The organism is Ignavibacteria bacterium, assembly GCA_013177855.1.
GTDB lineage: Bacteria > Bacteroidota > Ignavibacteria > Ch128b > Ch128b > Ch128b.
In genome coordinates, this window is the sequence record JABLYA010000001.1 from 320031 (window position 1) to 339299 (window position 19269).

General features: G+C 36.2%; 16 protein-coding genes, 1 tRNA gene and 1 pseudogene. All 18 read right to left on the minus strand.

The genetic code is table 11. The annotated features are described in order from the left end of the window. Nucleotides 1–20: 20 nt before the first annotated feature. The 18 genes and pseudogenes from HPY57_01425 to HPY57_01510 all read right to left on the minus strand — a co-directional run bounded on the left by HPY57_01425 (nt 21) and on the right by HPY57_01510 (nt 19263). Complete coding sequence (locus HPY57_01425) at nt 21–290, minus strand: hypothetical protein (GenBank protein ID NPV10439.1); 270 nt, start codon at nt 288–290, stop codon at nt 21–23. A 4-nt stretch (nt 291–294) separates the two neighbouring features. Next, entirely contained in the window at nt 295–1551 is a 1257-nt protein-coding gene (locus tag HPY57_01430; GenBank protein ID NPV10440.1) for a hypothetical protein, read from the minus strand. Continuing rightward, the gene (locus HPY57_01435; protein NPV10441.1) at nt 1536–3185 is read right to left on the minus strand and encodes a protein kinase; all 1650 of its coding nucleotides are present in this window, start codon (nt 3183–3185) and stop codon (nt 1536–1538) included. The genes HPY57_01430 and HPY57_01435 overlap by 16 nt, the downstream gene beginning before the upstream one ends. Next, the gene (locus tag HPY57_01440) at nt 3182–4066 is read right to left on the minus strand and encodes a zinc-ribbon domain-containing protein (GenBank protein ID NPV10442.1); all 885 of its coding nucleotides are present in this window, start codon (nt 4064–4066) and stop codon (nt 3182–3184) included. The genes HPY57_01435 and HPY57_01440 overlap by 4 nt, the downstream gene beginning before the upstream one ends. Before the next feature lie 69 nt (nt 4067–4135). After that, nucleotides 4136–5461: an IS1380 family transposase gene (locus tag HPY57_01445; protein NPV10443.1), complete on the minus strand. Its 1326-nt coding sequence runs from the start codon at nt 5459–5461 to the stop codon at nt 4136–4138. 126 nt (nt 5462–5587) lie between these two features. Next, nucleotides 5588–6521: pseudogene (locus HPY57_01450) on the minus strand (site-specific DNA-methyltransferase). A 4-nt stretch (nt 6522–6525) separates the two neighbouring features. After that, complete coding sequence (locus HPY57_01455) at nt 6526–6735, minus strand: helix-turn-helix transcriptional regulator (protein NPV10444.1); 210 nt, start codon at nt 6733–6735, stop codon at nt 6526–6528. A gap of 532 nt (nt 6736–7267) precedes the next feature. Then, nucleotides 7268–7356: transfer RNA gene (locus HPY57_01460), tRNA-Ser, on the minus strand. A gap of 65 nt (nt 7357–7421) precedes the next feature. Next, complete coding sequence (hemL, locus tag HPY57_01465; protein ID NPV10445.1) at nt 7422–8720, minus strand: glutamate-1-semialdehyde 2,1-aminomutase; 1299 nt, start codon at nt 8718–8720, stop codon at nt 7422–7424. A 193-nt stretch (nt 8721–8913) separates the two neighbouring features. Next, a complete protein-coding gene (locus tag HPY57_01470; protein NPV10446.1) occupies nt 8914–9900 on the minus strand; it encodes a hypothetical protein in 987 nt (328 codons plus the stop codon). A 15-nt stretch (nt 9901–9915) separates the two neighbouring features. After that, nucleotides 9916–10893 (minus strand): porphobilinogen synthase, encoded by a 978-nt coding sequence (hemB, locus tag HPY57_01475; protein NPV10447.1) that lies wholly within the window; start codon nt 10891–10893, stop codon nt 9916–9918. A 10-nt stretch (nt 10894–10903) separates the two neighbouring features. Beyond that, nucleotides 10904–12310 carry a protoporphyrinogen oxidase gene (gene hemG / locus HPY57_01480; protein NPV10448.1) on the minus strand — a complete coding sequence of 469 codons (1407 nt, stop codon included), beginning with the start codon at nt 12308–12310 and terminating at the stop codon, nt 10904–10906. Continuing rightward, the gene (gene hemH / locus HPY57_01485; protein NPV10449.1) at nt 12295–13245 is read right to left on the minus strand and encodes a ferrochelatase; all 951 of its coding nucleotides are present in this window, start codon (nt 13243–13245) and stop codon (nt 12295–12297) included. Before hemH ends, hemG begins: the two co-directional genes overlap by 16 nt. Beyond that, the gene (hemN, locus tag HPY57_01490) at nt 13245–14618 is read right to left on the minus strand and encodes an oxygen-independent coproporphyrinogen III oxidase (GenBank protein NPV10450.1); all 1374 of its coding nucleotides are present in this window, start codon (nt 14616–14618) and stop codon (nt 13245–13247) included. Before hemN ends, hemH begins: the two co-directional genes overlap by 1 nt. Continuing rightward, nucleotides 14615–15682, minus strand: a complete 1068-nt coding sequence (hemE, locus tag HPY57_01495; protein ID NPV10451.1) for a uroporphyrinogen decarboxylase — start codon at nt 15680–15682, stop codon at nt 14615–14617. The genes hemN and hemE overlap by 4 nt, the downstream gene beginning before the upstream one ends. After that, nucleotides 15679–17064 (minus strand): TetR family transcriptional regulator, encoded by a 1386-nt coding sequence (locus tag HPY57_01500; GenBank protein NPV10452.1) that lies wholly within the window; start codon nt 17062–17064, stop codon nt 15679–15681. The genes hemE and HPY57_01500 overlap by 4 nt, the downstream gene beginning before the upstream one ends. Beyond that, nucleotides 17061–17990 (minus strand): hydroxymethylbilane synthase, encoded by a 930-nt coding sequence (gene hemC, locus HPY57_01505; GenBank protein ID NPV10453.1) that lies wholly within the window; start codon nt 17988–17990, stop codon nt 17061–17063. The genes HPY57_01500 and hemC overlap by 4 nt, the downstream gene beginning before the upstream one ends. Next, nucleotides 17980–19263, minus strand: coding sequence for a glutamyl-tRNA reductase (locus HPY57_01510; GenBank protein ID NPV10454.1), 1284 nt, complete (start codon nt 19261–19263; stop codon nt 17980–17982). The genes hemC and HPY57_01510 overlap by 11 nt, the downstream gene beginning before the upstream one ends. Between the last annotated feature and the right edge of the window lie 6 nt (nt 19264–19269).

Here is a 19269-nt window from a genome sequence, read left to right on the forward strand (position 1 = left end):
GGCCACAAGGTCTCTCAAGCTTATGCGCTGGCTTGCCGACGAAAGACCAGCATGTTATAAGTATAGGCACTTTCCCGTCGTCCTAGTAATGAACCAAGACAACCGGGTCGTTCCACAATCGTGCACTCGTCTGCACGATAAAATTCCCAACCCTGTTGAGCCATATCATTGATGATCTTCTCCACGTAGCCTGCGGTTATGTCCTCCGGTAACCTAGCTTCGAAAAGCTTTCGCATAATTGTAACATTGCGTGGGAGAGGAATAACCTTGTAAACCCACTGATTAGCCATTTCTTCATTCCTCCTGTTTGGTTTTAGATGTTTTCGTGACAAGAATTGCCGCAACCACTATTTCACCAATTCTCATCCTCCGCATCGCTCGATAGTATTCCTCGATCCTATCGAGAGACAACTGTCTAGCACTTGCCTCTTCCGACGTTAACCCAGCAGCCTCGAGTAATTTATTTCTATAAGTCCTCCAATAGTACACCGTTACACCGGCTCCAATCAAAGATAAAACCGGAGCAGAGTAAATAACTAAATATATAATCAAAACGCTTAATAAAAAACCAAAAATTGCACCTAACCACCCTGCTAATTCTACTGCTAATTCTATTACCTTTGGCATCATTATCAATATCCATGGCAACTCTATCAAAACAACAACAAAAAAAGCCTCCGGATGTTTGTCGAACCCAGACTGCTCAGGCCACCCGTAAATTTTAGCCATGATCGAAACAAAAATAAAATAAATAGTAAAAGCAAAGCTCAACATCGATTTATTTCGCAATTCTTTATTCTGTTTCTTTACTTCTTTACGCTTTTCTTTAATCATCTGATCGTATGCCTTCTCGACCTCCGCTCTTTTCTGCTCCCGTTCTTGATCTATCTGTTGCTCCACTTCAAGAGCCTTAGACCTAATTGCTTTTTCTTCCTCTGCCACCTTCTCCATCCACGGACCACCATTCTCTACCGACCGAACTATGGCGAGAACCCCTTGATAAAGTTCTCCAAATTCTGCAACCCCGTCATTACTTGCGACCAACCGGGCTAAGGGAACGAAGGTCGTCGAAGGGATGGTAGACATCACGCGCTGCCACATCTGACTGTGTTTATCGTAGGTAGCCCTAAGAACCCTCAGAAATTCCCGCAAATAGCCAATGACGGCATCGACGTTTCCGCTTCCTTCAATACGCTTAGCATATTCTGTAAGCATCAACGCCACCTGTTCTGCAAATCCTGCCATGAAGCTCTGATCCTCCCATAATTTCTTTGTGTCTACTATCGTCAGTATGCGCTCCAGAGATGCAAACGGGTCTAATCTAATGTCATCAAAGTTGTGGAGCACACCTGTTGCCAAAGCCAACACGGCTTCACTGTTCGTGCCCTGCCCCTCCGCTACTTCTAACAGCCGCTCATTCAAAGAGGTGTCCGCATAATAGCGGAGCCAGTAATTTAGCTCTTTTACGTCCTGCTGCAAAAGCCTATGGGCGTTTTCACGAAGCAGCTGCTCTAAATCGCCAGCATCCTTGAGGATTAGGTACTCCGCCATAGAAATCCTCCCTTTATAGCATAACGGAATGTGGTGATATCAAAGCGTTTAAGCGAACGCCATTTTTCGATGCTATCCTTTAACTCAGGGAACTGCTGAAGCCACAGTGAGAGCTTAGAATAAGGATCACGAAGGTCGTCCACCAGATGTTGCTTTACTGCCTCATCGACTTCCAAAAGCTCTTCTGGCCTTTGAAAGCGATACGAGCCTATTCTGAGTATATCACCCCCTTCCAGAGAGAGGATCAGAGTATTGAGAGCCAATTTTGTTGAGTCCGGTACAGCAAAGAGCTTCCGGAACTTGTCAGCTTCTTGCTTATACCCTCTCGCTTCTAGGTAAAGGTACAGGGCGGCCGTCGGCTGCTTGAGCTCTTTCTTATAGTGGAGAAAATGTTCCTCTAAGTGGGATGCAATCTCTTCCGGCGTCCCATACTGACCGCCATCTACCCCTCGGAATGGGCGATTCGGGTCCAGGATATAAATAGCTTTGACCAACCCTGCCTCCTGATCACGCGGATACTCCTCCTCTACGATGGTCTCTATAGCGGAATAAAGGAACTGGTTGACGGGTTCGAGCCATTTTGAAATGGCCTTCCTGTAAAGGTGACGTTTCCCAAGCTCGGGATCTCGTTCCATCAAATCAGCCAGGCTTGCGGGATCTATCGCTACAATCTCTTGTCCCCCTTTCATCGAGAAGACGAACGGTGGATACTCTTTATGGACTTCGGAGTAGACCGGAACCTCTTCGCCGCGAAGCCAGCGTTGAACATCATCATATCCCCAGCGGTGCGCCGGATTGACGGTGATGAGTCCTTTGATGAGCGTCTGAAACTCCCGCGGGAGGTCCTCAGGTATCTCCACCCGACCCTCCATTTTCATGCGCATAGTCCCATACTCACCTAACCCCTCAAACGGCTCACGACCCGTCCATAGGTGGATGAGAGTTATGCCAAGGGCATAGTAGTCTACAGATCTGTCAACAACCGTCTTTCCTCGAATACTTTGAAACACCTCTGGTGGCGCATATACAAGGGTACGGGCCTGACCAGTCAGCTTCTTCGAAAAACCCTCCTCCAACACTGAAGAGATCCCGAAATCGCCCACGACGATATCCCGACGTTCACGATCCCTAAAAAAGATGTTTGACGGTTTAATATCCCGATGAATGACACCTCTTTCATGACAGAAATGGAGGGCATTGACGACCTCGCGCACAATTTCCCTCAGCCTCTGAGGATCCCGGATGGGAAGCACCTCAGAAAGAGTTCCACCGGCAGCGTATTCCATGACCTCATAGAACCGGCCCTGATACCATCCACAGTCAATCAGGGCAACGATATCCGGATGCCGAATCCCTTGAATATACTCGGCAATTTCGTGCTTCGGCTGAAATGCTGGATAATAAATCTTCAGGACAAAGCGATCGCCAGCATGTTCTACCAGGAAGGTTTCGGCCTCACCGGATGCAGCGAGCCTATCTATCAGCCTATAGCGCTTTCCCTTGAGTACCACTTCACTTTCCGCTAGCGTAACTCCAGAGGAAATAACACCGCCCGCTTCACGCTCTGTAGCCTCTTGCATCCCCGAAGAAATAATCCCTTCCTCTTCCGAATGGATCGTCTTTTCTTCACTCATATCTGAACCTCCTCAAGAGTAGATATTGTTTCGGTTTCAAAAATCCACTCCCCGCCTGGAGCTGGGTCCGCACAACCTTGCGGACCCTCCGGATGCAAACAATCGTAGGCCTTACAAAGCCACCCAATTGGTTTTCTGGTAATCTTAATCGTCGGCAAAATCACCTTTAAAGCTCCAAAAAAACGTCTGGCCTCCTGGTTGTTCTTAAAGTTGCGTTGCTGAAGCTTCTCCAAAGCATCGGATTGGATCGATGGAGTTTGCTGGCTTTGTATCTCTTTGGCTTGGTCAATGAGCTTATCCGCCCGCCCCTTATGAAAAAGGGGCTCAGCGGACTTCTTCTGCTGCCATTTCTCAACCTTGTTCTGGTATTCTTTCATCTTTATTAACTCTATCCTTTCCTCGGAAGGTCGGGAGAGTGTAGCTGTTTGCTCGGTTGGTACTAAAAGACCTTGCGCTTCGATTGTTCGCTTGAGATCCTCAATGGATTGACGGGCCTGAGGTGTTAGCGGAATTCCACAATGCTTACAGAAATCAAAATAGCTCATGTTACCACATTGGGGACACGGTATGCCATCAGCGGGATTGCCACATTCCGCGCAAAACTTCGCCCCTTCCTCCAGAGGTGCATAGCAGAACTTGCACTGGCCTTCCAGAAGCCATGCCCCGCACGCTTCACAAATATCGGCACCCGGCAGAATTAGAGCATCACACTGCGGACACTTTCGCGCCGGCGAAAGGGCTACACCACAATTAGCGCAAAAGGATGACTCCTCTTCATTCTCCGTCCCACATTCTGAGCAAACAACTCTTGGTTCCTCCATCCGCTCGGAGGAGGTTACCAAATTTCCTTTGGCCTGCTTAGAAGACTTGGACTTTTCCATCAATACACCTCCTCGTATTCTATGTTGTATATGTTGTAATAGTTTAGTTTTTCCAAAAATTCTGGAATATTAAACTGAATCATGCGTGAAAATCTCATATTTTAGCTTCTCTATTTGTTTAAGTGCATACCCTATTTTATCTTTATACCAAAAATTAGCTGGGAATTTTAATAGTGTCTCGTTATCAGTTCTTACCAATTCTCCAGGAACAAAAAGTAATCGTGTTCTTAGTGTCCTGAGCACCATGTTCTGGAACTCCTGTTGAATACAGAGATGCTTGAACCAATTTATAAAATTATAGGCAACCAAAAGAAGATGAAAATATACCTCGTTAGTTGCAAAGTGTTTTGTCGGAATCTTCGCTAATGGATAATCTCCCCTTAGTTCTTTGATGATAAGCTCTATTGCGACCCTTCCATCGTAAAACTTCCAAACATTCAGTGGCTTGAGATTTAGGTTTGTGACTATAACATGATAATTATATTTGCCCATTGTAAAATTAATTAACTGGTCTAAATTCTCCTCTGCAATAGATCGCCTTATAACCACAAAATGATATTGCTTTTTCCATCCATTAAGTTGATACATGAACTCTGAAACCTTTAATCCAGATGTATATCTCCTAACAGACAGGGATGCAAGCCTTGTCTTTAAAGGTTTTATAATCTTTGCAACTATAGCAAATAGATACTTTTTTGATTCCAAATATTCTATAGTTTTGTGGTCGTAAAAACCTTTATCCGCTCTGATGATTTTTACTTTTACAGATGATGTAAGTTTTGCAAAACAGATCTCCAATAGCTCTAAAACTCCTGTAAAGCTATGAGCATCTCCTGGTCTTAATTCAACATACCAAAAATCTTTGGTTATACCATTGAAACAAAGCAGAGGATGATAAGAAGGTCTGCTTTTCTTTATATGATTGTATCCTTTTTTTGCAAACTCCAGTCTACCATAAAGGACAAGAACTGTAAAGTTTAAATCGAAATTAACCCTTATCAGTGAGTAGGGTTTTTGATTCATTATCATAAATATCTTGTCGTGGGGCTTTCTTAATTTGCTGAGTACTAGGGGAACTATACGCAAAAGGAAACGCCTTAATGTTGTAGGATTAGGATAAGCTGGCAATCCTGTGAGGTATTGGAATACCACATTTTGTTTAATGAGATGGAAAGTTTCTATTCTTCCAAGTCCGAGTATTATGGGATAAAGAAGGGCTAATAACTCCTCTGCTATGCTGTAGCGATTGTTCCTTTGAGGAAATCGAAAATAATGAGATAAAAAGAATAGAAGGTTAAGTTTCTGAATTAATTTTCGTAAAAGGTGTAGACCTCCAAAGTGTGATAAGTTCCTACCCGTAAACGATATTTGAAGATTTTTTGGACTGTATTTCATAAGCTCCAGAAACCTAATTAAAAAGTAGGTTTTTAGAATAACCCTTAAATAGTGTTCATTATACCAAAAAACTATATGTTTCGTGGCATTTTTTGGATTTTGGGTTATCATATCCTAAGCAATAACTCAAGTTTCAGGTTTAAAATTTGACAAAATCTCTAATAGTCCAAGATTTTGACAAAAATAAAATTTAAGAATGAATGTTTTAATAACGACGTCAACATAATCTTTGTTTATGTTAATCATTACAAACTTAGGATTTAGTTGTTTAGCTATAAAACCAGTTGTTCCAGTTCCAGCCATAGAGTCGAAATAATATCTCCTTATTTCTTAAAACTTAAAATTACTAATTTTAATAATTCCTCGGCTTTTTGCGTTGAATGTATTTTTTCTCCCATTTCATATATTAATCTTTCTTGTCCTAAACAAAGTGGTATTTGCCAAACATTTATTCCTAATTTACCACCATAAAAACTTCCCGCAATTTCTTTATTAATAGTATATTTTTAACCTTATTTTCTTTTACTGCCCAAAGTAATGTTTTTATAACATTTGTGAACCTAACACCCAGTAATTTAGGCATTGGATTAGTTTTAAACCATATAACATCATTCAAAATCCAAAATCTCAAATCTAATATTATTTTCCCAATTCTATAAATATTATGATAGGCCCATATTATTATCCAAATTGTAGTATTTGGTTTAATTAATTTTTTAATTTCTGTCAAATAATTTTTCGTGAAATTATCTTGATCGTCTAAATACTTAAACATATACCATTGATCATTCATGCCATTCAAAACGCTTCCCGTCCATCTTAACAATTTCTTAGGTGGAAGCTGTAAAAAATACGGGGGGTCAATAAAAGCACGATCAACAAACTCAGACGACAATTTTTTCATTACCTTTAAATAATCACCAATAATTACTTTATCTAAAATTTTATCTAAAAAATAGTTGGTTTTTTGTTCCTCGACTTTTAAAGCAAAAGATGTCTGATTTTCTTTAATCACTGTTTCTTGAATATTTGAATTTAATTTTGTAATTCTATTAGTCATAACCTTATTTTATCAAATTATCAACGCTAATACCCAATGCTTTGGCGATTTTTTTAACTGTCTCAATTCTTGGATTAGGTGTTGCCCCGAATTCAATCTTTGTAATTGTGTGTAAAGTAACGCCAGCAAGTTTTGATAACTTATCTTGTGAAATGCCTTTATTTTCTCTATACTTTTTAATGTTTTTAAAGATTATTGAAATTTTTTTTGACATTGTAGTAAAATTTTACTACTCATTTTAAACAGTAATAAAATTGCATACATTTGTAGGATATAAAATTTTTAATTTAAAGTCAAACAATAAATTAAAATCTTCACATCGATTCTGCCCGCGATGTGGACATTGTGAATAGACAAAAAGAAAAGGGGGTCTGGAGAAAATGAATTTTTACCTGACTGCAGTCCTGCTAATCGTGACTGAAGGAGTAACGCATTTCCGTGATTCGGTCATATAAGAATGACAAAGCAGAAAAATTTTATTTTCTTTAAATGAAAATATTTTTTTGGTGCGCAATTAAATAAATATTTGAAAAATTTTTCTGTTTTACTTAGCGTAATCGAAGCAGGCGCCAAGCTTATACACTGGGCAGATTTGTCACCCAGAGGGCGACAATTATTAAATAAAGGAATTTATAAAAATTGTCGGCTGGAACTTTAATTGTTAATGCAAAAATTCAACTTTCTACTTAAAATAGGTTATCGTGTTATCGCCTATAGCGAGCCAAACTTTTTAATCACCAACCTTGCGGAGAGGGTGGGATTCGAACCCACGGTACCGGTTTTACGGTACACACGCTCTCCAGGCGTGCCAGTTAAGCCACTCCTGCACCTCTCCTAACATTTAAATCAATTCAATTCAAACAACAAATGCGTTGCAAAAATAAAACATCGACTAAGGTTTTACAAGATTTTAAATAAATCTTTAAAAGCTTCTCTCTGAGCATCGAGAGTTTTATTTATATCATCTTCAGTATGAGCTGTTGATACAAAGAAAGCTTCAAACTGTGCCGGAGGTAAATAAACTCCTCGCCTCAACATTTGATGAAAATATTCAGCAAACAATTTCGTGTCAGAACTTACCGCATCATCATAATATTTAACTTCTCGTTCAGTAAAAAACAGTGTCATCATCGAACCAGCACGATTAATAGTAAAATTCTTCCCTATCTCTTGAAGATTTTTTTTCATTCCCTCTTCAAGTTTTTTAGACTTTATTTCAAGATCATCATAAACTTCAGGATGATTTTTAATGTAATTTAATGCAGCAAAACCTGCTGACATCGCAAGAGGATTTCCACTCAATGTTCCTGCTTGATATACTGGACCGGACGGTGCAACCAACGACATTATTTCTTCTTTACCACCATAAGCACCAACTGGCAATCCACCACCAATTATTTTTCCAAATGTTGTCAAATCCGGATTAATATTATACAACTCCTGCGCACCACCTTTCGCAACTCGAAAACCTGTCATCACTTCATCAAAAATCAAAACAATTTTTTCTTCATCACAGATTTGTCTGAGTTCTTCTAAAAAAGTTTTCTCCGCTGGAACTACTCCCATATTACCAACTATTGGTTCAATAATTATTGCAGCAATCTCATTTTTATTTTTTGAGATTAGATTTTTAACTGACTCAATTTTATTAAAATCAGCGACAAGAGTATCTTTTGCATTTCCTTCGGTTACACCTGGACTTGTTGGTACTCCAAAAGTTAATGCACCAGACCCAGCCTTGATAAGAAAGAAATCAGCATGTCCGTGGTAACAGCCTTCGAATTTAATTATCTTAGCTCGCTTTGTGTATCCTCTTGCGACACGAACAGCACTCATTGTCGCTTCACTTCCACTATTTACAAATCGAATCATTTCAATCGAAGGAACAAGTTCTCTAACTAATTCAGCAATTTTTATTTCAAGCTCAGTTGGAATACCAAAGCTTGTTCCTTTTTCAAGAGCATCTTTAATAGCTTCTTTAATAAATGGCGGATTATGTCCAAAAAGATGTGGTCCCCAACTGCCTATGTAATCAATGTACTCATTACCATCAACATCATAAATCTTTGAGCCTTCCCCTCTCTCAATAAAAACGGGTGTTCCACCAACTGATTTAAAAGCACGAACTGGTGAATTAACACCACCCGGCAAAATCTTTTTTGCTCTTTCGAATAACAATTTGCTTCTTTCAATATTCATATCATCCACATTATTGATTTGTTTATCATATTAGTTTGTCTGTTCAATACGCAGTCTATAATTAAAGATTCAGCTGTTTTGTATTTATCCTATCTGCAAAACATTTGAGATCACCACTTTCTCAATTTTTCAATTCATCAAATCCATAAAACAAAATTTATTAATGTCGAATGGTCTTGCTGCGCAAGTTTTCTCATTGATAAGATTGAAAATCTGCAAAGACATCTTGAATAAATTTAAATTCCTCGTCAGTCAAAGGTTTATCCATTGCAGAAAGATTAATCATTACCTGTTTTAAATTTCTGAAACCTGGAATAACAGCTGCCACTGTCGAATGATAAAGAACATATTGAAGCGCAGCTCTTGCAAGAGATTCGAGATCTGAACCAAATTTAGACTTTAACATTTCAATTTTTGGCTCAACCTTTGCTAAATAATCTGGTTTAAATCTTGGAGAATTTGCTCTGTGATCACCAGGCTGAAACTGTGGAGGATTATCTTTACTATATTTTCCGAGTAAAATTCCCTGCCCTAATGGACCAAACGCAATAAACGAAATCTGATTTTCTTTACATAACTTTTGTGTTGGTGTTCCTTCTCTGATAAATCTATCGTCAAGAGCACTTGCAAAACTTTGAATTACATCAGGCTTGACCTTGGGTATTAATTTAACAAAATCTTCATGCTTGTAAGCTGATTGTCCGATCAATCGAATTTTTCCTTCATCTCTTAAACGATACATCATATCAATTGCATCATCTAAATATTCATCATTATCACCAAAATGTCCATGATGGAAATAATAGAGATCAATGTAATCTCTTTTCAAATTAATTAATGATTGTTCACACTGATGTCGAATGTGCTGCGGTTCATAAGCGTGTTCTGCAGTTCCTTTGAACCAACCAACTTTTGTAGCGATAATTACATCTTTATTTCTTGGACCTAAAATTCTTGCTAACATTCTTTCGGCTCTTCCATTACCATAAACATCAGCATTATCAAAATGATTAACACCATGATCGAGTGCATAATAAATTGCTTCTCTAACTTCGTTTTCATCAACATCTGCCCATCCATTTGGTACACCATCAACCCAGTTTAATCCGCCCATTGTCCAGCAGCCTAAACTAATTTCAGAGACTTCAACATTTGTTTTACCTAATTTTCTGTATTTCATAAATCCTCCCTTGTTTTATTTCTTTAAGATTTTAGCTGCTTCTTTTGCAAAATAAGTTAAAATTAAATCAGCGCCTGCTCTTTTAATTGAAGTCAAAGACTCCATCATAACTCTTTCGCCATCAATCCAGTTATTTAATGCTGCTGCTTTAATCATTGAATACTCACCGCTTACCTGATATGCTGCGGTTGGCATTCCAAATTTTTCTTTCACGCGATAAATTACATCTAAATAAGGACCTGCAGGTTTTACCATAACAATATCTGCACCTTCTTGAATATCAAGTTCGACTTCCCATAAAGCTTCAAGGACATTAGCTGGATTCATCTGGTGTGATCGTCGATCACCAAATTTGGGAGTTGATTCTGCTGCTTCACGAAATGGTCCATAAAATCCTGAAGCGTATTTTGCGGCATAAGACATAATTGGAATATTTTGAAAACCATTCTCGTCTAAAATTTTTCGGATGGCTGTAACTCTGCCATCCATCATATCGGATGGAGCGACAATATCAGCTCCAGCTTTTGCATGAGTTAATGCTTCTTTTGCAAGCAATTCGTTTGTCTCATCATTTAAAATTTCATCGCCCCTTAATACACCACAGTGTCCATGTGAAGTATATTCACACATACAAACATCAGTAATTACAACGAGATCTTTCACTTCCTTTTTAATTTGCCGCACTGCTCTTTGAATTATTCCTTCTTCATCATAAGCTTCGCTTCCTACTTCATCTTTGTGCGAAGGAATCCCAAACAAAATCACAGCTGGAATCCCAAGATCAACTACTTCTTTACATTCTTCTACCAAAACATCAATCGACATTTGATAAACTTCAGGCATTGAGCCAACAGGTTTTTTTATTTTTTCGCCAGGGCAAACAAACAACGGATAAATAAAATCCTTCACACTTAATTCAGTTTCTTGAACCATATCTCGAATTAAAGGATTATATCTCAATCTTCTTAATCTTGTTTGAGGAAATTGTCTCATATTAAACCTCTTAGTTAATTTCTCTTTCAAACTCAGTGAATAAATTATTTCTTACAAAGTTAGAAATTCTTTCAAAATGAATTTTTGAATTTTTAATACAATCGCCGACTGAAATTCCACCACGATAATTTCCACCTAAAAATATGCCTTTATATTTTCTTTCGAATTCATTAATTGCATTCTCCTTTTCAATGTATCCGATTGAATATTGTGGAATTGCTCTTTCCCAGAATCGATAAACAAAGCTTTCTGGTTTGCTTTTAATTTTCATTATCTCTTCAAACTCAGAAAGAACTTTTTCTATCACATTTTCAATTCCAATTTCAAAAATTTTATACTGACGAGAACCTCCAATGAAAATAGTAAATGATGCAAATTTTTCATCTCCTCTATTGGGGAAAATGACGCTGTTCCAGATTGCACCAAGAAATGATTTCTTTTCCTTTTCAGGAATTAAAAATCCAAATCCATCAAGCGGTTGCCCTATTTTTGATTTTTCATAAATCACATTTAACACAAGAACTGGCGGGTAATAAATGGTTGAGAGTTGATTGAAAAGATAACCATCAAAATTTTTCAAAAGCTCTGCAGTTGTGTAAGCAGGGATAGTAAATAAAATACTTTTAGTTTGAAATGTTTTTTTCTCACCTTCGTTCTCAACAAAAATTAAATAATCATCTCCATCTTTCTGAATTTCTTTAACAGAATGTTTCAAAAAAATTTCATCCTTCAGGTATTCAGCTAATTTTTGGGGAAGGACTGACATTCCATTTCTGAAAGAAAACATTGCTGCACTTTGTTTAGACTTTTCAGCTCTTTTCTTTCTCTCTTTTGCTCCTTTGATCATACCTTTGAAAAGTCCGCCGTAAACTTCTTCCAATCTGAAAAGTTTTGGAAATGCAGATTTAACACTTAGATTTTCTGGGTCACCAGCAAAGACTCCAGATACAAATGGATTTATCGCATAATCCAGAAATTCCTGACCCAATCTTCTTCTAACAAATTCAGCTAAACTTTGATAGTAACCATCTTTTGATTTCCCAATAAAAGGTTCAAGCATTACTCTCAACTTTGCTTTAGTTGAAAATAATTTTGTACTTAAGAAATCTTTTGGATTCATTGGGAGTGGATGAAGAATATTATTTCGCAAAATGTATCTTTTATTTGCTGATTTGTCTGCGTAAACAAACTGATCTTGTAGATTTAATTCTTGAACAAGCTGCGAAATTAATGGAGTAGTTTCTAATCCTGAATTTGGTCCAGTATCAAAGATAAAATCTCTATGTCTGATTGTTTTGATATTTCCGCCGACTTCATCATTTGCTTCGAGTACTTTTACTTTGAAACCTTCTTTCTTTAACCAGTATGCTGTTGTAAGTCCAGTAATACCTGCACCAATAATTACAATCTCTTCCATATTTCCTCCTTTAGTGCTTCAATAAATAAAGCTGAATCATTTAATCCATTTGAAACAATGTATTTTTCAACTCCATTTTCTTCCGCAACTTTTCTGTATTCAATATCGAGTTCGTAAAGGGTTTCAATATGATCAGAAACGAAGGCAATCGGAATGATTAGTAAATTTTTGTAACCCGATTTGATCAATCTTTCAATTTCTTTTTCTGTTGAAGGCTCAAGCCATTTCATCGGACCAACTTTGCTTTGATAGGCAAGCGAATAAGGTAAATTAAACTCCCCCTGTTTAATTACGAGTTCAACCGTTTCTTCAATTTGCTTTTGATAAGGATCTCCTTTTTTAATATAACTTACTGGAACACCGTGAGCACTGAATAAAAGATAAACTTTCGATTTGTCTTCAAAATTTTCAAGAGCTTGATTGATCCTTTCAATTACAGCATTTAAATAATTTTTATTTGTATGATAATTTTCTATGTAAATCACTTTTCGATCTTTATCATTAAAATGTCTCTTCCACTCGTTGAAAGAAGATCCTGTTGTTGATATTGAATACTGCGGATAAAGGGGAAGAAGAAAAATTTTTTCATAGTTATTTTTTGAAATTCTTTCGGCAACTTCTTTTGTAAAAGGTTTCCAGTATCTCATTGCTACAAACACATCGAAAAGATCTTCTTTCGAGTTTAATTTTTCTTCAAGCATTATTCTCTGAATTTCGGTCCAGTAACCGATAGGAGATTTTCCTCCAATTAATTTATATTCTTCAATAACTTTTGGTGCTCTCTTGCTGGCAATCAACTTTGCAAGTGGTTTCTGTATAAGAGGAATTTTAAAAATATCCGGATCACTGAATAAATTTTGAAGAAAAGGCTGAACTGCATCGAGCGAGTCTGGTCCGCCTAAATTCAATAGTACAACAGCGAATTTTTTGTTCATTAAATAGTCCTCGAGTATTTCATTTTATCCTGCTGTCTTTCGATAAATCCATCGAACTTCATAGCGATGTTTCTGATTAATAGCCTTCCCATCTCGGTAATTTTAATTTCGTTGTTATTCATTATTACAAGACCTTCATCCGACATTTCTTTTAATTGAGAAAGTGATTTTTCAAAATATTCTTTAAAGTTAATCTTAAATTCATTCTCAATCTCATCAAAGTTCAATTCAAAATTGCACATCAAATTCATAATTACTTTTCTTCTGATTTGATCATCTTCCGTCAAACGATAACCTTTGAATACTGGTAATCTTTCATTATCAATAGAGGCAAAGTATTCTTTTTCAGTTTTATAATTCTGCGCATAAACATCTTTTAATTGGCTGATTGATGTAATTCCAAAGGCAAACAAATCACAACCAGCGTGAGTCGAATAACCCTGAAAATTTCTATAGAGTTGTTTACTCTTTAAAGCCTTTGCAAGCTCGTCTTCTGGCTTTGCGAAATGATCCATTCCAATGAAGACATATCCATTGCAAGTTAGTTTTTCAATTGTCATTTTAAGAATGTTTAACTTTTCTTGAGGTGTTGGCAAATCTTCTTCATGAATAAGAGCTTGATGCTTTTTCATCCACGGAACATGAGCATAGTTAAAAACAGCGAGTCTATCCGGTGATAATTCCAGAACTTTGTCGATTGTCTTTTCAAAAGTTTCAATCGTTTGAAATGGCAGACCATACATCAAATCAATATTAATGCTCTGGAATCCAAGCTCTCTAACCCAATTTACAACCTGTCTTGTCATTTCCTCTGGTTGAATTCTATTCACATACTTTTGGACCTTTTCATTAAAGTCCTGCACTCCCATGCTAATTCGATTAAATCCACCTTCTCTTAAAGCAATCAAATGTTCTTTGGTTAAACCTCTCGGATCTATTTCACAGCCAAGCTCTGCATTTTCTGTGAAATCAAATGATTGTCGTATGTAACTTATAAGAGAATTAATTTCGTCAGGATTTAAAGAAGTTGGTGTTCCTCCACCCCAGTGAAGTTGAGCAACTTTTCGATCTGGATTAAGATATTGCCTGAGCAGATCAATTTCATTCTTCAAATATTTAATGTATTCTTTCATTCTGTCATGATTACGAGTTACAATCATATTGCAGCCGCAGAAGTAACAAAGAGTATCGCAATATGGAATATGGAAATAAAGTGAAAGATCGGGGAGATTTTCTCCGTAGTTTGTTTTGATAATTTCTTTCACAAAATCATCGGCAGTAAAGCTTTCATTGAAATGTGGAGCTGGCGGATAACTTGTATATCGCGGTCCAGGAACATCATATTTTTTTAATAAATCAAGATTGACATTCATTTTAAAACCTCTTTTTCACTTCGCTCAAAAGATTTTTCTTTTATGTAGCTGACAAGAAATTTTAATTTCTCTGGATCAATATCCGGATAAATACCATGACCAAGATTAAAGATCAAACCGATATTATCAGAGAAGGCATTTAAAATTTTATCTGCTTCACTGGAAATTAACTGTTGATTGCCATACAGGACTGCGGGATCCATATTGCCCTGAATAGTAACCAGGCTGCCAATTCTTTCCTTTGCAAATTTTATATCAATTGTCCAATCCAAACCGACAACATCACAACCAGAGTAAGCTAATTTCTCAATTGAGTGATTCGCACCTTTAGCAAAAAGAATTATTGGTACATCATATTTCGGTTTAATTTCTTCAACAATCTTTGATAAATAGTAGAATGAAAATTCTTCAAAATGATGTGGAGCTAAAACTCCAGCCCACGAATCAAATATCTGAATCAAATCTGCACCTGCCTTAATTTGAGCGAACAAGTAATCGACCACACAATCTGTTATAAGATTTAGAGCATGATGTGCAAGTTCACGATTGTTGAAAATAAAACTTTTTACCTTGCTGAAATTTTTACTCGTCTTGCCTTCAACCATATAAGTTAAAAGTGTCCAGGGTGCACCACTAAATCCAATCAATGGAACACGATTTTTCAATTCTTTTTTTGTCAGTTTAATTGCATCCAGCACATACTTAAGTTCAACTTCGGGATCAAAGTGTCTTAGTTTATTTATTGAGTCTAAATCTGAAATAGGATCGTGAATAATTGGACCTTTACCTTCATCAATTGAGAGTTTCATACCCATCGCTTCAGGTACAACAAGAATGTCTGAGAAAATTATTGCGGCATCAACGCCAATTATATCAACAGGTTGGATTGTAACTTCGGCAGCAAGTTCAGGTGTTTTACATAATTCAAGAAAAGAAACTTTTTCTCTTACTTTTCTATATTCTGGAAGATATCTTCCAGCCTGACGCATTATCCAGATTGGCACTCTTTCTACTTTCTGTCTCTTTGCTGCTCTCAAAATTAAATCGTTTTGTAAATGATTCATTTTGTCTCAAAATATTTTATGATAGACTTCAATAATTCTTCAAAAGTGGATACTTCAGGTTCAATGTGAACGGTAAGTCCAAATTTTTCAATATGTTTCCTTGTAGTTGGACCAATAACAGCAATTATCTTATTTCTAAAAAATTGTAAAGGTGAATCGATTTTTAAAAGTTTTAATAGATTATCAAATGTTGAGGGACTTGTAAATACAAAGAGATCAACTTCTCTTTTATTCAATAGCTCTATTTGTTCGGAGACATCTTCAAGCTCTGGAATATCAACATTATAAACTGCAACTCTGTCGATAACTATACCGATTTTTTCCAGTTCACTTTTTATGAAATCATTCCCAATTTCTGATTGAGGAAGAAGAACTTTATCTCCAGATTTTAAAACATTCTTTAATTCTTCAACAAGTCCTTCGCTAGAAAATTTTTTTGGTTTAAAGAATACATTCAAGCCATTTTCTAAAAGTTTTTCCTCTGTTTTACTTCCAATTACGATAATTTTTTTGTTATTCAAGCTATTAACTTCATCATGAATTTCCAGTCTTTTCAAAAACCAATCAACAGTATTTTTACTTGTGAAGATAACATAATCGTATTCGTTAATTTTTTTAATTGCATTATCACAATCAATCCAGGAGGTCGGAGGGACAATTTTAAGTGTAGGCAAAAATATAACCTCAGCACCTAGTTCTTTCAATTTGCCTGCGTCTTCATCGGATTGTCCCAGCGACCTTGTAATGAGGATGGTTTTACCATCCAGAGGATTTGATGAGATATTTGCTATGACAGACTCTTTGATAAATTCATAAAGTTTTTCTCTCTCATTAATTACCTGTTCATCATGAATATCTCGATTAAGATTTCTCAGAACCGCCGAATAAATTATTCCCAAAATTAAATCAGCAGTAAAACAAATATCCAGATCCTTAAACACTTTCTTTTCACAGCCTTCTTTTAAAATGTTAGAAAGCATTTCTTTCAGTCTAGCGATATTTGCTTCAAGTGTTCTGGATTTTATAGGTTGTTTTTTTAATCGAGTTCGCTGAAAGATTAAAAAGAAATCTTTGTATTTGAGCAAGAACATAAATAGATGAATTGTAAACCCTTTAAGATCATCAAGAACCGAAATTTGTTCTTTAAATTTTCTCTCAAGCTCGGTAATTAATTTTGTCAGTCTTGATTCATTTATCGCAAAGTAAAGTTCTTCCTTCGATTTGAAATAATTATAAATGGTGCCCTTCGCAATACCAGCTTTTCTTGCAACTAATTCCATATTAACTTCATGAAAACCATACTCACTGAAAAGCTGAGCTGCAGTATCAATTATCAAATCACGCTTCTCAATTTTTAAATTTGAATTGATCGAACTTTTCATCTCTTATAAATTTCACTTATTATTTCGTGGGCACCTGCTTTTAATAGTTTTTTTGCAAGTGTTTCACCGAGTTTCTCTGGATTTTTGATACTTCCAGAAATCTTGTGATGAAAACATAAAGAACCATCAAGACTTAAAATCTTTCCTTCTATCGTCAATAAATCCTTTTGAATTTTTGCAAAACAAGCAATTGGAACCTGACAACCTCCTTCCAAAGTTCTCAGGAATGATCTTTCAGCTCGAGTTTCAATTTCTGTCTTTTGATGATTAATTCTTGACAGCAATCTCAAAATTTCTAGATCATCTTTTCTGCATTCAACTGCAAGAGCTCCCTGGCCAACAGCAGGAAGAATTAAATTCTTTGGTATAATTGACGAGATATAATTCTGAAGTCCGAGTCTTTCAACTCCAGCTCTGGCAAGAATTATAGCATCCCAATCAGAATCAAGAAATTTTTGAATCCTAGTTGGAACATTCCCTCTTAAATCAAAGATCTGAAAATTTGGATTGAGATGAAGAAGCTGAGCTTTTCGTCTTAATGAGCCCGTCCCAATTTTTGCATCAGGTTTTAAATTTTTCAATGAAAGATTTTTATTCTTTGCAATTAGGACATCGTTAACATTATGCCGCTTTGTAACTGCTCCAATCGTCAGTCTTTTATCAATCTCTGTTTCCAAATCTTTAAGACTATGAACAGCAATATCGATTTCACCTTCAATTAATTTAAGTTCAAGTTCCTTGGTGAAAAGGCCCTTATCACCAATTTTGGAAAGTGGTACATCTAAAATTTTGTCGCCTTTGGTTTTTACAATTTTTATCTCAATTTCAAGTTGGGGGAAAAACTTTTGCAACAAATCCCTTACAAAGTTGGTCTGCCAGAGAGCAAGTTCACTTCCCCGAGTTCCAATAATTATTTTATTCATCATTGTTTTTGATTTGATTTTGGATGTTGAACATCTCTTTAATTATTTCAAGCCGCAAGTTTAAGTCACCTTGAGTATCAAGAGTATCAGCAGATTTTCTCAAATAAACTGTGGGATTGTGAAGTAGTTTATTAATAATTCTTTTTGTTAAAAGCTCAAGATTTTGTTGCTGCTCAGGTAAAAATTTGTTCTTGAAAAATTCAAATTCCTGTGATCTAATCTGTTCAAATTGTTCTCGTAAAGCTCGAATGATTGGTGAAATCTGAAGTGAATTGTACCAGGAGAAGAGCTCTATCAACTCTTCCATTATTATTTTTTTAATCTTTGGAATTTGAGATTGTCGTCTTTCAAGATTCTGATTAACAATTACTTGAAGCGCATCAATATCATTGTAAAAAACATTTTCAATATCTTTAACAGCAGGATCAAAATCTCTTGGAATTGCAATATCTAAAATACATAAAGGTTGATTTTTCCTTTTAGACATAACAGAAATTATTTCAGGTTTTGAAACAAGAGGTTCAGGTGAACTTGTTGCCGAAATTATGATGTCAAATTCATGAAGCACATCTTTAAACTCAATAAAAGGAATGACCGCAACATTAAATTCATTAGCCAAACTTTCCGCTCTCGATAATGTTCTATTTGTAATTGTAATATTCTTTACATCTTTCTGCTTCAAATTTTGAATTGTTAATCTGCTCGTTTCCCCTGCACCAATAATCAAAACTTTTTTCTTCTTTAAATCTGAAAAAATTTTCGCAGCAAGTTGAACTGCAGCGGCACTTATAGAAGAAGGACCTTCAAATAAATCAGTTTCAGTTTTGACTCTTTTCCCAACTTTCAAAGCTGATTGAAAAACCTTTTGAAGATAAGTCCCAATTGAATTTTCTTCGGCAGCAATTGTGAAAGCATCTTTAACCTGTCCTAAAATTTGTTGGTCACCAATTACAAGCGAGTCTATTCCCGCTGCAATATGAAAAAGATGATTAACAGCACCGCAGCTAAAATAATTTCTGAAATTTGATGGCGAAATATTTTGAACTGATTTTTTCTGCAATAAGAAATTCTGAATTTCCTTGTAGGTCAGATCTAAAGAATTTGGAATGCAGTAAATTTCAGTTCGATTACAGGTTGAAAGTATACAAATCTCTCTCGTAAGATGAGATTGAAATTCTCTTATGAAATCACGGATTTCATTATTCTGAAGATATAAAGCTTCTCTTAATTCAATTGGTGCAGTATGATGATTTATTGCAACCGCTATTATATTCATTAATTC

Excerpts from the sequence above, each read along its gene's own strand:
- HPY57_01425 (NPV10439.1), bottom strand. The coding sequence starts at position 290 with ATGGCTAATCAGTGGGTTTACAAGGTTATTCCTCTCCCACGCAATGTT.
- HPY57_01430 (NPV10440.1), bottom strand. The coding sequence starts at position 1,551 with ATGGCGGAGTACCTAATCCTCAAGGATGCTGGCGATTTAGAGCAGCTG.
- HPY57_01435 (NPV10441.1), bottom strand. The coding sequence starts at position 3,185 with ATGAGTGAAGAAAAGACGATCCATTCGGAAGAGGAAGGGATTATTTCT.
- HPY57_01440 (NPV10442.1), bottom strand. The coding sequence starts at position 4,066 with ATGGAAAAGTCCAAGTCTTCTAAGCAGGCCAAAGGAAATTTGGTAACC.
- HPY57_01445 (NPV10443.1), bottom strand. The coding sequence starts at position 5,461 with ATGAAATACAGTCCAAAAAATCTTCAAATATCGTTTACGGGTAGGAAC.
- HPY57_01455 (NPV10444.1), bottom strand. The coding sequence starts at position 6,735 with ATGTCAAAAAAAATTTCAATAATCTTTAAAAACATTAAAAAGTATAGA.
- hemL (NPV10445.1), bottom strand. The coding sequence starts at position 8,720 with ATGAATATTGAAAGAAGCAAATTGTTATTCGAAAGAGCAAAAAAGATT.
- HPY57_01470 (NPV10446.1), bottom strand. The coding sequence starts at position 9,900 with ATGAAATACAGAAAATTAGGTAAAACAAATGTTGAAGTCTCTGAAATT.
- hemB (NPV10447.1), bottom strand. The coding sequence starts at position 10,893 with ATGAGACAATTTCCTCAAACAAGATTAAGAAGATTGAGATATAATCCT.
- hemG (NPV10448.1), bottom strand. The coding sequence starts at position 12,310 with ATGGAAGAGATTGTAATTATTGGTGCAGGTATTACTGGACTTACAACA.
- hemH (NPV10449.1), bottom strand. The coding sequence starts at position 13,245 with ATGAACAAAAAATTCGCTGTTGTACTATTGAATTTAGGCGGACCAGAC.
- hemN (NPV10450.1), bottom strand. The coding sequence starts at position 14,618 with ATGAATGTCAATCTTGATTTATTAAAAAAATATGATGTTCCTGGACCG.
- hemE (NPV10451.1), bottom strand. The coding sequence starts at position 15,682 with ATGAATCATTTACAAAACGATTTAATTTTGAGAGCAGCAAAGAGACAG.
- HPY57_01500 (NPV10452.1), bottom strand. The coding sequence starts at position 17,064 with ATGAAAAGTTCGATCAATTCAAATTTAAAAATTGAGAAGCGTGATTTG.
- hemC (NPV10453.1), bottom strand. The coding sequence starts at position 17,990 with ATGATGAATAAAATAATTATTGGAACTCGGGGAAGTGAACTTGCTCTC.
- HPY57_01510 (NPV10454.1), bottom strand. The coding sequence starts at position 19,263 with ATGAATATAATAGCGGTTGCAATAAATCATCATACTGCACCAATTGAA.